This is a genomic window from Pacificispira spongiicola, from assembly GCF_012926505.1.
In the GTDB taxonomy this organism is placed as follows: domain Bacteria; phylum Pseudomonadota; class Alphaproteobacteria; order UBA8366; family Aestuariispiraceae; genus Pacificispira; species Pacificispira spongiicola.
The window spans coordinates 235162-253281 of record NZ_JABBNT010000003.1; the positions used below are offsets into that span (position 1 = coordinate 235162).

Here is an 18120-nt window from a genome sequence, read left to right on the forward strand (position 1 = left end):
TTCATTGTATCGCCCCGTAATACGGGAGTGATGGATGGGGGTGGGCCGCGGCCCGCCCTTTTTTGTTGGTTTCGCCGGATTTGACAGGCTTTTTCGAAACACGGCGCATCAACGGAGACCCTTTACCGAATGACGATTGAAGACCGCATCGCGCAGATGATCCAGCCGGCCCTGGAAGACATGGGCTATGGCTTGGTGCGCGTCCGTCTTCAGGGCAAGGAGCGGATGACGCTTCAGATCATGGCGGACCGGTTGGACGAAACCGCGATTACCGTCGACGATTGCGCCGATATCAGTCATGCGGTTTCCGCGATCCTGGATGTCGAGGACCCGATCACCGAGGCCTATGCCTTGGAGGTCAGCTCCCCCGGGATCGACCGGCCGTTAACGCGCCTGCGCGATTTCGAACGCTTCGCCGGGCATGAAGCCAAGGTTGAGCTGGAAAACCTGATGAACGGCCGCCGCCGTTTTCGCGGCACCCTGACCGGGATCGCCGGGGAAGCCGGGGGCGAGATCGTTAAGATCGAGACCGATACCGGTCCGTTTGAAATTCCGTTCGCCGAAATCCGCGACGCAAAGCTTGTGCTGACCGACGCGCTGATCGAGGCGAGCCGCGCCGCAGCGGCGCAAAGCGATGGTACGGCGGAGGGATCGGCGCTCTAAGGGCGTCCGGACTTTCACCGCGAACTGAACATAGTAAGCCAGAGGATCGAAGAGAGATGGAAGGCGTTACGATCACCCGCACCGACATGCTGGCCGTTGCCGACGCAGTGGCGCGGGAAAAAAGCATCGACCGCGAACTGGTCCTGGAAGCCATGGAACAGGCGATCCAGAAGGCCGGCCGCTCGAAATACGGCATGGAACACGACATTCGTGCCTCGATCGACCGCAAGACCGGCGAAATCGTCCTGGCCCGCTATATCGAGGTCGTGGAGCCCGACAATCTGGAAGACGAGGTGAAGCAGACCACCGTCGACCGCGCGCGCCGCAAGAAGGCCGACGCCGTCGTCGGCGACTTCATCGTCGACCGCCTGCCGCCGATCGATTTCGGCCGCATCGCCGCGCAGACCGCGAAACAGGTCATCGTGCAGAAGGTCCGCGAGGCCGAGCGCGAGCGTCAGTTCGAGGAATACAAGGACCGCAAGGGCGAAATCGTCAATGGCCTGGTCAAGCGCGTCGAATACGGCAATGTCACCGTCGATCTGGGCCGCGCCGAAGCCGTGCTGCGCCGTGACGAAATCATTCCGCGCGAACATTTCAAGCGCGGCGACCGTGTGCGCGCCTTCATCTTCGACGTGCGCCGCGAACAGAAGGGCCCGCAGATCTTCCTGTCCCGCACTCGGCCCGAATTCATGGCCATGCTGTTCGCGCAGGAAGTGCCGGAAATCTATGACGGCATCATCGAAATCCGCCGCGTCGCCCGTGACCCGGGCAGCCGCGCAAAGATCGCCGTTCTGTCCAACGATCATTCCATCGATCCGGTCGGCGCCTGCGTCGGTATGCGCGGCAGCCGCGTTCAGGCCGTCGTCGCCGAATTGCAGGGCGAAAAGATCGACATCATTCCGTGGAACGATGAAGACCCGACCTTCGTGGTGAACGCATTGGCGCCGGCGGAAGTGACAAAGGTCGTCATGGACCCCGACACCAACACGATCGAAGTCGTCGTGCCGGACGAACAGCTGTCGCTGGCCATCGGCCGCCGCGGTCAGAATGTGCGCCTCGCGTCCATGCTGACCGGCTGGAACATCGACATCATGACCGAAGAGCAGGAATCCGAGAAGCGTCAGCGCGAATTCGCCGAACGCTCGGACCTGTTCATGGAAGCCCTGGACGTCGACGACATGATCGCCCAGCTTCTGGTGACGGAAGGCTTCACCTCCGTCGAGGAAGTGGCCTATGTCCCGGTCGACGAACTGGCGACCATCGAAGGCTTTGACGAGGACGTGGCCGAAGCCCTGTCCGACCGCGCGAACTCCTTCCTGACGGAACAGAACCGCAAGCTGGAAGAACGCCGCCGCGAACTGGGTGTCGACGATGCCCTGGCGAGCTTCACAGGCTTCACGAACAAACAGCTGATCAAGCTGGGTGAGGAAAAAATCCGCACGGTCGAGGACTTCGCCGGTCTGGCCGCCGACGAATTGACCGATCCGACGGACGGTATCCTGAAGGGCGACGACCTGACGGAAGCCGACGCCAACCTGCTGGTCATGAATGCGCGCGTCGCCGCGGGCTGGATCACGCAGGAAGAATTGGACCAGATGCTGGCCGATCAGGCGGCGGCAGAAGCCGAAGAGGGCGAGGGCGAAGACGCCTGAGCGTCAAAGCCTGAAGGAGTGGGACCGTGACGGAAGGCAAGCCTAACGTAGACGGGCCTAATGTAGACGGACCCGAAATAGAAGGCGAAACCGTCGATGACGGGAGCGCCCCGTCGAAGCGCGAACCGATCCGCCGTTGTCTGGCGACGGGCGCGCGACGGCCCCGGGAAGAGCTGATCCGCTTCGTCCTGGGTCCGGATGCAACGCCGGTCCCGGATTTGGCGGCGAAGCTGCCGGGTCGTGGAATGTGGTTGAGCGCCGATGCCGGAAGCATTAAGACGGCGCTGGATCGCAAACTGTTCGCGAAAGCCGCCCGCAAGGCGGTGACGCCGGTCCCGGACCTGGCGGCGCGGGTGGAACATCTGCTGGTTCGGCGCTGTGTCGAACTGCTGTCGCTGGCCCGGCGGGCGGGAGAGGCGGTTTGCGGGTTTGAAAAGGTCCGCGCGGCCCTATCTTCCGGCTCGGTTAACGGCGACGGCGGGGTCCTGATACAGGCCAGCGACGGCGCGGCGGACGGTCGCGGGAAATTAAGCGCGCTGACCAGGGGCGATATTCCGGTCGTGGCGCTGCTGACCGCGGACGAGATCGGCGAGGCCTTCGGGCGCGATGCGTCGGTCCATGCGGTGGTGATGCCGGGCGGCCTGGGCCGCGCATTCCTGCTGGAAGCGGGCCGGCTGAAAGGGTTCAGAGGGACGGATCCGATGTGATCCGCCCTTGAAACGAAAGGCCTGTAGGTTTAGGGCCACAGGTAACGGGGGCCGACAGGGGTCGGTCGCACGGAAAGGACGATTGATGAGTGACGGGACTTCGAAATCCGGTGGTGGTGGCAAGCTTTCCCTGGGAAAACCGGGCAAGCTGAGCCTGTCCAAGACGGTTGAGAGCGGCCAGGTGCGCCAGAGCTTCAGCCACGGGCGCTCCAAGACCGTGATTGTCGAGACCAAGAGCCGGCGCTCCTTCGAGCGGTCGGACAGCGGCGACATGAAGGCCGTGAAATCTGCGCCGGGCCGCAAGCCCGACCAGCAGCCCAACAAGCTCGTCGCGGAAAACCCTCTGGAAGGGTTGAGCGAGACCGAGCGCCAGCAGCGTCTGAAGGCGCTGGAAGGGGCTGCCAGAGACGAGGAACGCCGCCGCCAGGAAGCCGAGGAAGCCGAGCGCCGCGCCGAAGAAGCGAAGAAGCGCCGCGAGGAAGAAGAAGCCGCGCGCAAGGCCGCCGAAGAGGAAGCCGCGCGCAAGGCTGCCGAAGAAGCCTCCGCTGCGACCGATGCGCCCAAGGGCGATGCCGCCGCCGCAAAGCCTGCCGGAAAGGCCGCCGCGCCCGCCGCGAAGGATGAGCCGGTCGCACCGACACCCGCCGACGTCGCCGCCGCGCAGGCCGCGGAAGCGAAAACCGATGCCGCCCGCGCCAAACAACGCGGCCCGGCGGGCGAAGCCGCCGCGCCGACGAAAACTGCCGCCGAGGTCGAGGCCGAGCGCAAAAAAGGCACGATGCGTCTGCGCGGCGAACCGCGTCGTCGTCAGGGCAAGCTGACCATCACGCAGGCCCTGGAGAATGACGACGGGGAAAGCCGTGGCCGGTCCATGGCCGCTCTGCGCCGGGCGCGCGAGCGTGAAAAACAACAGAACCGCGAACGTCTGTCGCGGGGAGAAAAAGTCGTGCGCGAAGTTACTGTTCCGGAAGCGATCACCGTCGGCGACTTGGCCAACCGTATGGCCGAACGCGCCACGGACGTCATCAAATCGCTGATGAAAATGGGCGTGATGGCGACGGTGAACCAAGCCATCGATGCCGACACGGCGGAACTGGTCGTCGAAGAATTCGGTCACCGCATCAAACGCGTTTCCGACGCCGACGTCGAAGACGCGCTGCTGAAACCGGTGGAAGTGGACGGCGACGCCGTGACCCGCGCCCCGGTTGTCACCGTCATGGGTCACGTCGATCACGGCAAGACCTCGCTGCTGGACGCATTGCGCGCCACCGATATCGCCGCGGGCGAAGCCGGCGGGATTACCCAGCATATCGGGGCCTATCAGGTCACGATGTCGTCCGGCGACAAGATCACCTTCCTCGACACACCCGGCCACGCCGCCTTCACGGCGATGCGTCAGCGCGGGGCGGAAGTCACGGACATCGTCGTCCTGGTGGTCGCCGCCGATGACGGCATCCAGCCGCAGACGGTGGAGGCCATCAACCACGCCAAGGCGGCGGAAGTGCCGATCATCGTCGCGATCAACAAGATCGACAAGGAAGGCGCCGATCCGTCCAAGGCGAAAACCCAGTTGCTGGAACATTCGCTGGTGCCGGAAGACATGGGCGGCGACGTGATCTGCGTCGAAGTCTCGGCACTGAAGCGCATCGGGCTGGAAGCGCTGGAAGAAACCATTCTGCTGCAGGCCGAAATGCTGGAGCTGAAAGCGGTGCCGGACGCCCCGGCACGCGGCGCCGTGGTCGAAGCCAAGCTGGAAGTCGGTCGCGGTTCCGTCGCGACCGTTCTGGTCCAGTCCGGCACGCTGAAGGTCGGCGATATCTTCGTCGCCGGTCAGGAATGGGGCCGCGTCCGCGCGCTGCTCGACGATCGCGGCCGGCAGATTCAAGAAGCCGGTCCGTCCGTCCCGGTCGAGGTTCTGGGCCTTCAGGGCACGCCGTCGGCGGGCGATGAGTTCATCGTGCTTCAGGATGAATCCCGCGCTCGTGAGATTGCCGATTACCGTCAGCGCAAGAACCGCGAACAACAGTTCACCATTGCCGCGCGCGGCACGCTGGAACAGATGTTCGAAAAGGTGAAGGCGGGCGAGGCCGAACAACTGCCCGTGGTCATCAAGACCGACGTGCAGGGGTCCCTTGAAGCCATCACTGCCGCGCTGGACAAGCTGGCGACCGACGAGGTCAAGGTGCGGATCCTGCACGGCGCGGTCGGCGGGATCACCGAATCCGACGTGACGCTGGCCTCCTCCACCGGCGGGATCATCCTGGGCTTCAACGTCCGCGCCAACCCGCAGGCCCGCGACCATGCGCGCCGCGACGGGGTGGATATCCGCTACTATTCGATCATCTACGATCTGATCGACGACATGAAGTCGGTCCTGTCCGGCATGTTGGCCCCGGAAGAACGCGAGGAATTCCTCGGCTATGCCGAAATCCGCGACGTCTTCCAGATCACCAAGGTCGGCAAGGTCGCGGGCTGCATGATCACCGACGGCGAAGTGCGGCGCGGCGCGAAGGTGCGTCTGCTGCGCGACGATACCGTGATTTACGAAGGCGCGCTGAAACAGCTCAAGCGCTTCAAGGACGACGTCCGCGAAGTAAAGCAGGGCTACGAATGCGGTATGGCCCTTGAAAATTACGATGACATTCGCGTCGGCGACATCATCGAATGCTTCGAAATTCAGTCGATCAAACGCGAACTCTAAGCGTCTAGGACAGGGGAATGAGCGACCGGGAACCGTCTCAACGGCAATTGCGTGTCGGCGAACAAATTCGCCACGCGCTTTCCCGGATTCTCTCGCGCGGCGAATTGCGTGACCCGATCCTGTCGGGCACGCCGATCACCGTATCGGAGGTTCGCTGCTCCCCCGATCTGAAGCTCGCCACCGCCTATATCATGCCGCTCGGCGGGCAGAATGTGGACGATGTCGTCGCGGCCCTGAAACGGGCGGGCGCGTTTCTGCGCGGTCAGGTGGCAAAGGAAATCCGGCTGAAATACACGCCGGGATTGCGTTTTCTGCCGGACGAAAGCTTCGAGGAAGCGGACCGGATCGAACGTCTGCTGAAGACGCCGGAAGTGCAGCGTGATCTGCTGACCGTCAAAGAGGCCGAAGATGAGGAAGAGGACGACTGATCGACCCCTCTTCCCCGTTCCTTCTTTCCGAATTCAATCCCCGATTTCTGCGGCACGGCGGCGCAGGAAATCGCGCAAATCGACCTCCCGTTTCCGTTCCAGCGACACATAGACGAAATTGAAATTCGTACGCTCCGCGATACGGTCGCCGGGAAAGGGCAGATAGCTCAATTCCCGCGACCCGAAGGCTGGGGAGGCCGTGCCGACCTGCCATTGCGTGGTCAGGCCGACATCCACCAGTTTCAGGGACGGACCGCCGTCCGGGTCGTCGATAGACAGCGGCACGCCCGCCAGCCGCAGATAGGCCATCTTGTCGATCGCCTTCTGAAAGCCGTCGACGAACTGCGTCGCCAGGACCTGGATATCCGCGCCCGGATCGCCGTCTTCCATATGGCTGTGCAGGTGATGGGAATCGCCCGGCGCGTGATTGTGGCCTACGCCATGATCGTGGTGATGATGATCGTGGCCATGGTCGTGCCCGTCCGCGTGGTGATGATGAAAATGTCCGTCATGCGGCGCCATTGGACCACCTCTTGCCGTCGAAGTCGCCCATCGGGACCGTCACGGGCTTGTCGATATGGGCCTTATGTTTGCCCAGGACACCGTGCGAAACCATGGTGCCCAGCACGTCCACAATGACGCGCGTGCCCATCAGGGCCGTGATTTCCGACTGGTCATACGGCGGGGAAACTTCTACCAGTTCCAGCCCGCACAGCCCTTCCGCCGCGATCTTGGAGACGAGGCTCAAGGCCTCGCGCGGCAGGAACCCACCCGGTTCCGGCCAACCCGTCCCCGGGACGAAGCCGCAGTCGATACAGTCGATATCGAAGGACAGATAGACCATATCCGCGTCCTTCCAGGCCATCTCCAGCGCCATTTCGGCGACCTTGTCGATGCCCAGCCTTTCCACATCGCCGATGGTGATGATGTTGGTTTCGCGTTCGCGGGCGACTTTCACCGCCTCGCGCGGGACCTGCCAGCCGCCGATGCCGACCTGAACCAGATTCGACGGCGGTACGTTGGGCAGATTCGTCGCATGGAACCACGGCGTGGTATGCATGCGTTCGTCCAGGTCCTTTTCCTGGATATCGGCATGGCGGTCGAAATGCACGATACCGATGCGTTTGGACGTGCATTCCGCGATCCCGCGCACCGTCGGATAACCGATGGAATGGTCGCCGCCGATGATGATCGGCATGGATCCCGACGAAAAGACATGGGCGCAGGCGCGGCTGATCTGATCGAAGGATTTTTCGATGTTGCCCGGAATGGTGAACACATCGCCCGCATCGCACAGGGTCATCTGTTCGCGGAGATCGACCGCCATTTCATAGTTATAAGGCGTATATAGCGCGGAAATCTTGCGCAGACCCTGCGGCCCGAAACGGGTCCCCGGACGATAGGTCGTTCCCCCGTCGAAGGGCACGCCCAATACGGTCGCGTCGTATTGCCCAACCTCCTGCACGTCTTCGGCATAGGGCGCCTTCAAGAAGGTGTTGATTCCCGCATAATGCGGTAGTTCCCCGCGCGCGAAGGTCGGGATCGACTTGTCCTCCAGCGAATTCGACCCGGTCAGCCCCATGCGCAGGGCCCAGGCCTTCTCCTTGTCCCATTCGCCTTCGGGCAGTTTCGCCTCGTCCATCATGGCGGACCAGCCGCGCAGTTTGGACAGGTCGGGGTGGTGCTGGCGCGCCGTCGTCGGATTGAAGTCCGCCGGATGGTGCGACCGGCTGCGTCTTCCGTTCGTCGGGATCATACCGTTATTTCCTCCACGGTTTCTATCGATAGGGATTGAAAGGGAATGCCGCCGTTGCGTGCGTCGAAGTCATAGGTGACCGTCGCGCCATAGGCGTGGGGTTCGTGCGGGTCCCAGCGAACCTTGTCGAAGACGAGAACCCGGTCGCCCAGCTTGAACCCTTCGGACAGATCGTGGGTAACCATGAATACGGTCATGTCCCATTCCGCCTTTATTTCCAAAAGGAAGTCGTGCATCGACGCCCGCGTGCCGGGGTCCAGCGCGCCGAAAGGTTCGTCGAGCAGCAGGATTCGCGGTTTCGCGATCAGCGACTGGGCGATGGCCAGGCGCTGCTGCATCCCGCCGGACAGGGACGCCGGATAGGCCTTGCCCATATGCGCCAAACCGATGCGTTCCAACGCGGCGTCGGCGACGTCCTCCGCCGCCTTGCGCCGCGCGCGGCTGGGCAGAACCCCCCAGACCGTCGCGCCCAGGGCCTCTGCCGCGATCAAGTTTTCGCGCACCGTCATATGGCCAAAGACGGAATAGCGCTGAAAGACGATGCCACGATCCCGGTTGGGTTCCAGCGCGGGCGGTTGTCCGTCGATGGTGATTTCGCCCCGCGTCGGTCGTTCCTGCGCCAGCAACAGCCGCAGGAAAGTGGACTTGCCGCAGCCGGACGCCCCGACGATGGACACGAAAGTCCCTTTCTCTACGGACAGATTCACCCGTTCCAGGATCGGAAACCCGGCATAGGTTTTATGCAGGTCGGTGACGGTGACATAGCTCATAATCCCGACCCTCCCGCCGGTTCGGACCAGGGAAACAACCGCCGCCCCGCGCTGCGCAGCAACAGGTCGATAATGAAGGCCAGGAAGGTGATCCAGGCGACATAGGTCAGGATGATGTCCATCGCCAGATAGCGGCGCACCAGGAAGATGCGGTAGCCCAACCCCGCCTCCGCCGCGATGGCTTCCGCCGCGATCAGGAACAGCCAGGCCGGACCCAGCGCCAACCGAACGCCCTGGATCAGGCGTGGCAATAGCTGCGGCAGCACGACCCGCAGCGCGATCGCCAGGGAACTGGCCCCCAGGGTCTGCGCCTTGACGATTTGTTCGGACGGGATTTCCACGGTCCGCTGCGACAGATCGCGGATCAGGAAGGGTGTGATTCCGATCGCGATCAACGCGACCTTGGAGACCTCTCCCAGGCCGAAAGCGATGAACAGAATGGGCAGGACCGCCAGAGGCGGCACCATGGACAGAACCGCGACGAAGCCCGAAAAGGTGGATCGCATATAGGGGAACAGACCGATCAACAGACCCGCGACCAGACCCGTCAGCGCCGCGATCCCGACGCCGAGGGCGAGCCGGACGAGGCTGATCCCCGTATCGTTCCAGAACAAGATTTCACCGCTGCGCTTATCCGGTTCGCCGACCAGCCGTTCGGCGGTGGCGACGATGGTCGACGGCGCGGGCAGGATCTTGTCGCTGGGATTTTCCGCCAGCCTGATATCCGACGCACCCATGTAGACGAACAACACCAGGACGAACGGCAACAGCGTCAGGGCATAACCCACCGCAAGGCTCGGCCTTTTATTGAGGAACCGCATCGACACCCCCATCCACCAGGAATACGACCCGAACAGATCAAAGACGCGGAAAGGAGGAGAGCCCCACCCGATGCGGGACCCTCCGCCGTCCCGATTACAGCGACCCGTCGGCCGCCATCTTCATGTAGCTGCTGTCGAACCGCAGTTTCACATTGTTCGGATCGCCGGTGACGCTGCCGTCCGGGTAGCTAACGCCGACGAAATCCGGGCTAGGGGCGCCTTCGCCCAGGATGCCCTTGTCGAACAGGAACTGCGCGACATGCACCATGGTTTTCGGTAGGTCGGCGCTTTCGGTGAAGGCCACCGCCGCCGCCGGGTCGTAGAACATCTCCGTCGAGGCAAGCTGCGCGTCGTATCCGGCAAGGTCCGTGCCGGACGCTTCGGCCATGGCGGTGCGGACGGCTTTGCCCTCGTCCGTATCGGACGACATGATGCCCATCAATTCGTACCACGCCCCGACCAGCGCCTTCCCGAAGGCTGGATTGTCGGCCAGCGTTTCGGTGTTCACCATCATGATGTCGATGATTTCGCCGGGGACGTTGGAACTGTCGAACACCTTGGTCGCGCCCGGCTGCTGCATGATTTCGGAGACCAGCGGGTTCCAGGTCACGACGGCCTTCACCTCATCGGTGGCATAGGCCGCGATCATGTCGGCATCCGACGTGTTGATGACCCCGCCCAGATCTTTCTCGCTGAGACCGACCGAATCGAGGCCGCGCGCCAGCAAATAGTGGGACACAGACAATTCGACCAGATTGACCGGCATGCCCTTCAGGCTGGACAGATCGCCCGCGCCTTTCAGGATCACCGCGTCGTTGCCGTCGGAATAATCGCCGACGATCAGTGCCGTCGTATCGACGCCGCCTGCCGACGGGATGGACAGTGTATCCATATTCGTCGCGGAAACGCCGTCGAACCCCCCGGCGGTATAGAGGTTGATGGATTCGATATAGTCATTGACCTGAACGATCTCGACATCGATGCCGTATTTTTCGGCCCATTTGTCCATGATGCCGCTGGAGTCCAGATATCCCCAAGGCATCCAGCCGACATAGATCGACCAGGCGACTTTAAAACTAGTCTTCTCCTCCGCCTGGGCGCTGGACACGCCGAGGGCGGAACAAAGGGCAATAGAGCCCGCGGTAACGATGGAAAGGATGGATTTTTTCATGTGAACGACTCCCAGTTCGGTTGCCTTAACGGTCCTTAAAGCCACGGCACATTTTGGAAGTCGGTCCGACGACGGGTATGCAGGAAAAGCGTGCGGTACGGACCGACACAGTGCTCTCCCGGGCTTTTACCCCGCCGTGTACCAGGGCGGATTTCTCCCACCCCGGCGGCACCTCTCGGACCAGACCGCTGTTCCCTGTAAAGACAGCGCGGAACCCTAGGCACCCTGCACCGCAATAAGAACATGCATCTTTTGTTCTGTCAAATGACGCTAAAAACTGTATTTTTCCAATATCTTAGGTGCGATGCAGCATGAATTCCGGAGATTTGGGCACAAAAAACCCCGGACGAAGCCGGGGTCTTTCGCAAAATTCTAAAAAAGCGTCTTATTCGACGTGCTGATTCAGCCAGTCCTGCAGGGCGCTTTTCGGGGCGGCGCCGACCTTCGTCGTCACCACCTGACCGTCCTTGAACAGCATCAGGGTCGGGATACCGCGAACGCCGTATTTCGACGGGGTCAGCGGGTTTTCGTCGATATTCAGCTTCGCGACGGTCAGCTTGCCGTCCAGGGAAGCGGAGATTTCTTCCAGCGCGGGGGCGATGGATTTGCACGGACCGCACCATTCGGCCCAGTAGTCCACCAGAACAGGCCCGTCCGCCTGAAGAACTTTCGTTTCGAATTCGTCGTCGGAAATGGCGACCGTACTGCTCATGTCATTCTCCTTGTTCCGTCATGGCGCCGTCGTACCCGTCTACCCCTTTGGTAGCCAAAACCGGGGCGGCATGATGCGGAGGGTTTGGGCCCGCCTGCGCGGCACCCGTCTCGTTAACCGAAACTTAAGAAGATGCTCTAACCGATTCAAGCATACCCGTCGAGAAGCCCATCGGGAAGCGAAACAAGACTGGGCGTTTCGGTAAAGATGACGGCGCAGCGAACGGGCCGTTCTGGAAAGATTTCCCGTAAAATAGCCCGGTATCCCGCCATTTGTGCCAGATAGGCCTTGGGCACCCGCGCCGGATCCTGGGGGGCGGGGCGCAGCGTCTTGTAATCCACGACAAGGATTTCATGATCGGAAATCAAAAGCCGATCGACCTGTCCGGACAGGGATTGCACCGATCCGTCCGGCCGGCCGACCAAACCGCCCAGAGGAACTTCCGCGCGGCTGCCCGGCCCGAACAGGGGCGCGAAATCGGGATGTCGCAACAGGCGCAGTGTCTCTTCCGCCAGGGCCGTTTGTTGATCCGGCTCCAATCCATGCGCCGGGCGTGCCAGGAATCGCGCCGCCGCCCCGTCCCATTCCCCGACAGTCAGGTCCGGCAGGGTCTGCAACAGCCGGTGGATCAAATTGCCGCGCCGGAAACGCAACGGATCGCTGCTGTCGAGGGGAGAACGTACCGCCGGTTCCGGCAGGTCCGGGCGGCTGGGCACCAAGGGTCGCGGCGGCGACGGTTCCGGCCCCGGCACGGTGGTCAGCCAGGAGGGGAAGTCCGGTTCCGGCGACACGACGGATTCCGACGCGTTCTCCTGTTTCGCTTCGGCTTCCGGGCCCGGAGTGCCGGTTTCGAAGATTTTTGCCGTCCCGCTCCACCCCTCCACAGGCTCGAAGGGTTCCTCCCGCATATCGGGCAGGCGGTCGAATCCCCGGTCGACCAGATCGTACCAAGTCCCCTCCGGCGGTTTCTGACGGCGCAGGCGCCCGGTAACGACCAACCGTTCCTCCGCCCGCGTCAGCGCGACATAAAGCAGCCGACGATATTCCCGCTCCTCCGCCGCGCGCGCCGCTTCCTTCAACTCGGCGGCAACCGGTTCCTCATAGCGGGCGGACGGGGTCCAGACCGGCAGGCCCGCCGCCGCGCCCTCCTCGATCCACCGCAGCGGCAGGGATTGCGCGCCGGATTTGCTCAACGCATCGGGCAAGATGACGATCGGCGCCTGCAAGCCCTTCGCGCCATGCGCCGTCATGATGCGGATTTCGTCGCGCGCCTCCGTCTCCAAATCGCGCTTCAACTGGGTATTCCCACCCGCGAACCAGGCGAGGAACCCTTCCAGCGACGGGACATGGCGACGGTCATAATCCAGGGACAGCGACAGGAATTCTTCCAGCGGGTCTTCGATTTCGCGGCCCAGACGCGCGACCAGCGCCTGCCGCCCAGTCAGCCGCCCAGCCTCCGCCGCCGTCTTCAACGGCCCCGGACAGCGCCGAATCAGAGCGCGCTGGAACAACTCGTAGGGCGGCAATCGATCCGTTTCGGCCAGCAGTGTCCCGAACCATGCGGCGGCAGCCTCGAACAAGGGATTCGTGCCGCGCATCTTTTCCAACCGTTGCCACAGGCTTTCGCCCTTCCGGTCATGGGCCAGCGTGAACAGGTCGTCGTCGTCCATGCCGACAAAGGGCGATTTCAGCACACAGGCGAAGGTCAGATCGTCCTGTGGCAGCAACAGGGCGCGCGCCAGGGCCAGCATATCCATGACCGCGATCTGTTCGGTCAGGGTCAGACGGTCGACGCCCGCCACCGGGATATGCCGCGCCGTCAATTCCCGCACCAGCGCGTCGATCAGCGGTGTGCGGCGCTGCACCAGGAACAGGATATCCCCCGCCCGGATCGGGCGGTTGCTGGCGGGCAGCCTCTCCTCGCGAATCCATTTCGCAACCGTAACGGCCAACCCTTCGGCAAGGCGTTGGGTCGCATCGGCTTCGGCAATCTCATCGGCTTCTCCCGGCGGGGCGAACAGGTCCGCTTCCACCCGATCCGGCGGAACGGTGGGCGACCACAATTCGACCCGGCCTTTCAAACCCGCCTTTTTCGGCGCGGCGAAATGCTTGATCGCCGGGGCATCCGGGTCGGTCACGCCAACACTGGCGGGCGGTTCGGCAAAGGTCGCATCGACGGCGTCCAGAACGGCCTGCACCGACCGGAAGGACACCTGCATATCGACGGGTCGGATGCCGTCCACCACGCCGCCCGCATTCGCGCGGTCGTCCAGATGCCGCCGCCAGTCGCGATACCCTTCCGGGTCCGCGCCCTGGAAGCTGTAGATCGATTGTTTCGCATCCCCAACGACGAACAGCGTGCGTCGGTCGGCATGACTGCCGCTGCCCGCGAAAAATTCCGCGATCAGGGCATCGACGATGGCGCGCTGGTCGGGGCTGGTATCCTGCGCCTCGTCGATCAACAGATGTTCCAGCCCGCCGTCCAGCTTGAACAGGACCCAGGGCACCCGGTCGGCGGTCAACAGTTCCGCCGTCTTGTGGATCAGGTCGTCGTAATCCAACTGCGCCGTCGCCCGCTTGCGTTGTTCATAGGCGCGCAGCACCGCTTCCCCCAGCCGCAGCAGGGCCTCGCTGGCCAGCGCCGTCCCTTGCCGCCGCAGGCGCGAATCCACCAGCAACAGACGATCCTGTTCCGCCGCGATGATATCCGGCGTGGCGGCGCTGTTTTCCGCCACCTTGTTCACGAACATTTTTGTATTCGGTGTGCCCTTGGCCGTGATGAAGGCGCTGAAATACTGGCCGAAGGTCGCCGCCCGCGTGCCGGGCCCGCCGTTCAGCCAGGCCTCGATGATCTTCGCCTTGTCCTTGTTCGGCTGGCTGCCGAAGCCATGCATCGCCTCCACGGCGTGACGCAGCCCCGCCTCATCGGCCGCGCCGGCGCGACACGCCTGGGCGATCACCGCCTCCTCCGTCAGGCCGGGTTCGGCGGATAAAGCCGCATAGAGCCGCGCCACCGCCGCATCCAAACCGCCCGGCTGCTGCAAGGCCTCGCCCAGCCCCTTGCGGTTCGACGACAGGGCCGCCATCAGGCGGGCGAATTGATCTTCCTGCACCCGCACGGTGACGGCTGTCAGGGCCTCCGCCAGGGCGGAACCTCCCGATTGCGCGGCGGTCAGCACCGTGTCGCGGGCCAGTCCCATCGCTTCCGCCGCCTCGCGTTCGTCCATGGCCTGGAAATTCGGGGATATCCGCGCCTCCAGGGGGAATCGGCCCAGAACGGATTGGCAGAAACTGTGAATCGTGCGGATGCGCAGCCCCCCCGGCAGATCCAGGATCGTCGCGAACAGGGTGCGCGCATGGGCCAGTTTCTCATCGCCGACGCTGCCGCCATAGAGGTGGCGGATTTCGTCCCGCAGCTTATGGTCCGGCAACTGCGTCCAATCGGACAGGCGTTTATGGATGCGGTTGGCCATTTCCGCCGCCGCCGCCTTGGTATAGGTGACGCAGAGCAGCCCGTCCGGCCGCGCCCCCTCGACCAGCAGGGCCAGCACGCGGTCGGTCAGAACCTTGGTCTTGCCGCTGCCCGCGCTGGCCGCGACCCAGACGCTGGCGCGCGGATCGGCGGCAAGGCGTTGGACGAAATCGGGGTCGGGACGTTTTTGGGTCACGCGCCGCCCCCCTCGCCATTCCCGCCACCGTCGCTATCGCCCAGCGACCATTCCTTGATCCGCGCCAGATGTTCGTAATCGTTGAATTTCGGCGCCTTGTCGGGCCGGGGGATCGGCGGATAGGCCGTCGCCGGATCGTCATAGGCGGCGATCAGGGCCTTCAGCTTTTCCAACACCGTATCGGCCAGCGTATCCGCGTCGATCTTGTCGATCACCGTCACCGCCCCCGCCGGATCGCCCCCCGACAATTTCCAATAGGCAAGCTCGCTGACAGGCCCCGGCGCGACACCGGGAAAGCCGCTTTGCTTCAGGATCGCGGCTTCCAGAACCAGCTGCGGGGCGCTCAGGCTTTCCACATCCTTCTTGGACGGGACGGCGCCGGTCTTGTAATCCAGGATCGCATAGCCGCCGTCGCGGTACAGGTCGATGCGGTCCGCCTCCGCCGACAGGGTGAAGGGGCCGCCGGGGCTGTCGAAGGTATATTCACCACGAATTTCGGTATGGCTTTCGGCCAGTCCGGCGCGGCGGTCGGCCTCTCTCGCCGCGAACCAGCGCGCGATGCGTTCGAAACGCGGCCACCAGAAGGCCCGGACGGCGGGCCGGGCATGACTTTCCGCGCCGAAGGCCTTTTCGCCCAGCGCGATCAGGATATCCGCCGCGTCCTCCGGCAAGTCGCCGGGATAGGTCTTCACGAAATCGTCCAGGGCGGCATGGATCATCGTCCCCTTTTCCGCCGCGCCCAGATCGGCCTCCAGGTCTTCCAAGGCGCGCAGGCGCAGGATGCGTTCGGCGAAAATCTGGTAGGGATCGCGCATCAAGGTTTCGATGCGCGTCGCCGACAGACCGCGCGGCCGGGCGGTAACCGGCGGGCGCGGCGCGGGGCGCGGCAGGATCGGCAGGCGTTCCGGCACCCCGTTCAATCGATCCTGCCAGGACAGAAGACGGGCGGAGTCCCGGTTTTCTTCCGGCAGGGCCTGCGACAGGCCCAGACGTTTCAAAACGCTGCCCAAGCGTTCCAGCCAACGGGCCGCGACCATCGGCTGACCGCCCAGCTTTTCGGCGCGCAGCAGGATGACATCCGGCGCGCCGCAAGCCTGCGTGAAGTCATGGGCGGCAAGGCCGATCCGCCGTTCATGGGCGGGCAGGCCGAATTTCCGGCGCATATCGCGCGACAGCCAGGGGTCCTCCGGCGGTTCCGGCGGCCAGGTCCCCTCGTTCAGCCCGGCCAGGATCAGCCGGTCCGCATGCTGAAGCCGCGCTTCCAAGGGCCCCAGAATGGCGAGGCGCGGATGGGTGCCGAAGCGCGGGCGCACGGTCTTGCCCATGATCAGGGTCGTCAGGACCGGTGCGTAGTCGTTCGGTCGGACATCGCCGATCAGGGCGGCCACCGGCTGCAATTCGCCGATGAAATCAGCCAGGACTTCCCCATCTTCCCCGCACCACAGACGCTCCGCGCCGGATTCCGTTTCCGTGGTGGCCAGGGCTTCCAGCGCCGTCAGATGCGCCGTCAGCACGGTTTCGAACGACACTTCCCCATCGGACAGCGCGGTTTCCAACGGGGTCAGGATGCGGTCGATTCGATCCACGGTTTCCAGCACTTGGTCTAGAATCGCGTCGCCCGGACTTCCTCTACTGTCTCGACGGGCGGCGATAACGGCGCGCAATCCCGCCGCACCGGGGCCTGGTTTGGGTCCGCGCAGACAGGCGGTTTCCAGCCGCCGCACGGCACGACGCACCGCCGCCGGGGCGTCGCCCAGACCGGATAGCGGGTGTTTCAACACGGCCAGCAGCGCGACCGGCGACAGGTGAGCCGCCGCCGCTTCCGCCGTCAGCAGGAAGAACCGCCCGGCCTGGGTCTGGGCCAGCGGCAGGCCGGCGGAATCGTCGATTTCGATGCCCCAGCGGTCCATCAGCGCCGCCACCCGTCGGGCCAGGGTCCGGTCCGGCGTCACCAGCGCGGCGGTGCGGCCCGGCACTTCCAGCGCCTCCCGCAGATAGAGGGCCGCCAGTTCCGCTTCCGCCGCAGCGGACGGCGCGTTCAGCCAGCGCAGCCCATCCAGCGCCGACGCGTCGATTGCATCGTCCCCGCCCAATCCATGCCACTGACCCGTTGTCTTGGCGGGTCGCAGGGATTCCGAAAACAGCCGGATCCGGGCCTGTCGTTTCGGATTCGCAACGGACTTCCATTCCGCGACATCGGCGCGGCTTGCCCCCAGTTTCGACAGCAACAGCGCCAGACCGAATTGCGGATGGGTCGGGTCGCCCGGTTCCAAAGTCAGCGTTTCCCAGGCCGCGTCATCCAGATAGCGATCCAGGCCGGGCAGGACGACCATGCCCTTTGGCAGGCCCGCAACGGCGGCGATCAGTGTCGCCGTCGCCGGGATTGACCCGGTCGATCCCGCGACGATTACCGGCGTATCGGGCGGCGCGGCACGCCAATGGGCGGCCTGCGCCTCGATCAGGCGATTGCGGCGTTCGGCGGGATCGATCTCCCCCGTCTCCGCCAGATAGGCGGGCCAGGCAGCGCGCAGGATTTCCAGGAATTCCAGGGTTTTCGCCCAATGGTCCGCATAGTCTTCCGGCACCAACCCGTCCAACCGGTCCAGGCTCAACCCTTCCGTCTGAACCTGATCCAGCAGATGCGCCAATTCACGGGCGAGCAACAACGCCTGATCCGGGCCGATCGGGTCCAGGGCGGGATCGGCCTCCGCCATCGCATTGCGCTGCGCCCGGACCAGCCGCGTCAGGTGCAGCAACCGTTCCGTTGTCGAAATGGTGGGGGGTAGGTCGATCAGGTCCAGGAAAGCCGTATCCGATCCCGGTGCGGACAGAACGAGTTCTTCCTCATCCACGTCGCCGACCGGACGCATACGCGGCAGCAACAGGGGTCGCCCGTCCGATTGCCGCAAAAACGCTTCCCGCAGAGATCGGCAGGCCCGCCGCGTCGGCAACAGGATCTGCATATCCGCCAGCGCCGCCGGATCGTCGCCCGCGCGCGCCAACAGCCCTTCGGCGAGCGCATCGACGAAGGAAAATTCGGCAGAGATGGAATAGAGCGATCCGGTCATGGG

General features: G+C 64.0%; 12 protein-coding genes, 1 pseudogene and 1 riboswitch. Of the genes and pseudogenes, 5 read left to right on the plus strand and 8 right to left on the minus strand.

What is annotated here, in order from left to right:
- Positions 1 to 126: 126 nt before the first annotated feature.
- The 5 genes and pseudogenes from rimP to rbfA all read left to right on the plus strand — a co-directional run.
- Positions 127 to 663: pseudogene (gene rimP, locus HH303_RS10585) on the plus strand (ribosome maturation factor RimP); the annotation flags it as partial.
- Positions 664 to 719: 56 nt separating this feature from the next.
- Positions 720 to 2315 carry a transcription termination factor NusA gene (gene nusA / locus HH303_RS10590; protein ID WP_169625311.1) on the plus strand — a complete coding sequence of 532 codons (1596 nt, stop codon included), beginning with the start codon at positions 720 to 722 and terminating at the stop codon, positions 2313 to 2315.
- A gap of 26 nt (positions 2316 to 2341) precedes the next feature.
- Positions 2342 to 3022 carry an RNA-binding protein gene (locus HH303_RS10595; protein ID WP_319637379.1) on the plus strand — a complete coding sequence of 227 codons (681 nt, stop codon included), beginning with the start codon at positions 2342 to 2344 and terminating at the stop codon, positions 3020 to 3022.
- A gap of 85 nt (positions 3023 to 3107) precedes the next feature.
- Positions 3108 to 5723 (plus strand): translation initiation factor IF-2, encoded by a 2616-nt coding sequence (gene infB, locus HH303_RS10600; RefSeq protein WP_169625312.1) that lies wholly within the window; start codon positions 3108 to 3110, stop codon positions 5721 to 5723.
- A gap of 17 nt (positions 5724 to 5740) precedes the next feature.
- Entirely contained in the window at positions 5741 to 6151 is a 411-nt protein-coding gene (gene rbfA, locus HH303_RS10605; protein ID WP_169625313.1) for a 30S ribosome-binding factor RbfA, read from the plus strand.
- A 33-nt stretch (positions 6152 to 6184) separates the two neighbouring features.
- On the opposite strand, the gene HH303_RS10610 is transcribed toward rbfA, so the two are convergent.
- The 8 genes from HH303_RS10610 to addB all read right to left on the minus strand — a co-directional run bounded on the left by HH303_RS10610 (position 6185) and on the right by addB (position 18117).
- A complete protein-coding gene (locus tag HH303_RS10610) occupies positions 6185 to 6673 on the minus strand; it encodes a hypothetical protein (RefSeq protein ID WP_169625314.1) in 489 nt (162 codons plus the stop codon).
- Positions 6660 to 7907, minus strand: coding sequence for an agmatinase family protein (locus HH303_RS10615; protein ID WP_169625315.1), 1248 nt, complete (start codon positions 7905 to 7907; stop codon positions 6660 to 6662). Before HH303_RS10615 ends, HH303_RS10610 begins: the two co-directional genes overlap by 14 nt.
- Positions 7904 to 8677, minus strand: coding sequence for an ABC transporter ATP-binding protein (locus HH303_RS10620; protein WP_169625316.1), 774 nt, complete (start codon positions 8675 to 8677; stop codon positions 7904 to 7906). Before HH303_RS10620 ends, HH303_RS10615 begins: the two co-directional genes overlap by 4 nt.
- Positions 8674 to 9498, minus strand: a complete 825-nt coding sequence (locus tag HH303_RS10625) for an ABC transporter permease (RefSeq protein ID WP_169625317.1) — start codon at positions 9496 to 9498, stop codon at positions 8674 to 8676. The genes HH303_RS10620 and HH303_RS10625 overlap by 4 nt, the downstream gene beginning before the upstream one ends.
- A 94-nt stretch (positions 9499 to 9592) precedes the next feature.
- Positions 9593 to 10669 (minus strand): putative urea ABC transporter substrate-binding protein, encoded by a 1077-nt coding sequence (locus tag HH303_RS10630; RefSeq protein ID WP_169625318.1) that lies wholly within the window; start codon positions 10667 to 10669, stop codon positions 9593 to 9595.
- 113 nt (positions 10670 to 10782) lie between these two features.
- A riboswitch (guanidine-I (ykkC/yxkD leader) is annotated at positions 10783 to 10900 on the minus strand.
- Between the two features lie 154 nt (positions 10901 to 11054).
- Entirely contained in the window at positions 11055 to 11381 is a 327-nt protein-coding gene (gene trxA / locus HH303_RS10635) for a thioredoxin TrxA (protein ID WP_169625319.1), read from the minus strand.
- A gap of 146 nt (positions 11382 to 11527) precedes the next feature.
- Positions 11528 to 15049, minus strand: coding sequence for a double-strand break repair helicase AddA (gene addA, locus HH303_RS10640; protein WP_169625320.1), 3522 nt, complete (start codon positions 15047 to 15049; stop codon positions 11528 to 11530).
- Positions 15046 to 18117: a double-strand break repair protein AddB gene (gene addB, locus HH303_RS10645; RefSeq protein WP_169625321.1), complete on the minus strand. Its 3072-nt coding sequence runs from the start codon at positions 18115 to 18117 to the stop codon at positions 15046 to 15048. Before addB ends, addA begins: the two co-directional genes overlap by 4 nt.
- Between the last annotated feature and the right edge of the window lie 3 nt (positions 18118 to 18120).

What these genes read in the sequence shown, in the direction of transcription:
- nusA (WP_169625311.1), top strand. Translation starts at nt 720, where the DNA reads ATGGAAGGCGTTACGATCACCCGCACCGACATGCTGGCCGTTGCCGAC.
- infB (WP_169625312.1), top strand. Translation starts at nt 3,108, where the DNA reads ATGAGTGACGGGACTTCGAAATCCGGTGGTGGTGGCAAGCTTTCCCTG.
- rbfA (WP_169625313.1), top strand. Translation starts at nt 5,741, where the DNA reads ATGAGCGACCGGGAACCGTCTCAACGGCAATTGCGTGTCGGCGAACAA.
- HH303_RS10610 (WP_169625314.1), bottom strand. Translation starts at nt 6,673, where the DNA reads ATGGCGCCGCATGACGGACATTTTCATCATCACCACGCGGACGGGCAC.
- HH303_RS10615 (WP_169625315.1), bottom strand. Translation starts at nt 7,907, where the DNA reads ATGATCCCGACGAACGGAAGACGCAGCCGGTCGCACCATCCGGCGGAC.
- HH303_RS10620 (WP_169625316.1), bottom strand. Translation starts at nt 8,677, where the DNA reads ATGAGCTATGTCACCGTCACCGACCTGCATAAAACCTATGCCGGGTTT.
- HH303_RS10625 (WP_169625317.1), bottom strand. Translation starts at nt 9,498, where the DNA reads ATGCGGTTCCTCAATAAAAGGCCGAGCCTTGCGGTGGGTTATGCCCTG.
- HH303_RS10630 (WP_169625318.1), bottom strand. Translation starts at nt 10,669, where the DNA reads ATGAAAAAATCCATCCTTTCCATCGTTACCGCGGGCTCTATTGCCCTT.
- trxA (WP_169625319.1), bottom strand. Translation starts at nt 11,381, where the DNA reads ATGAGCAGTACGGTCGCCATTTCCGACGACGAATTCGAAACGAAAGTT.
- addB (WP_169625321.1), bottom strand. Translation starts at nt 18,117, where the DNA reads ATGACCGGATCGCTCTATTCCATCTCTGCCGAATTTTCCTTCGTCGAT.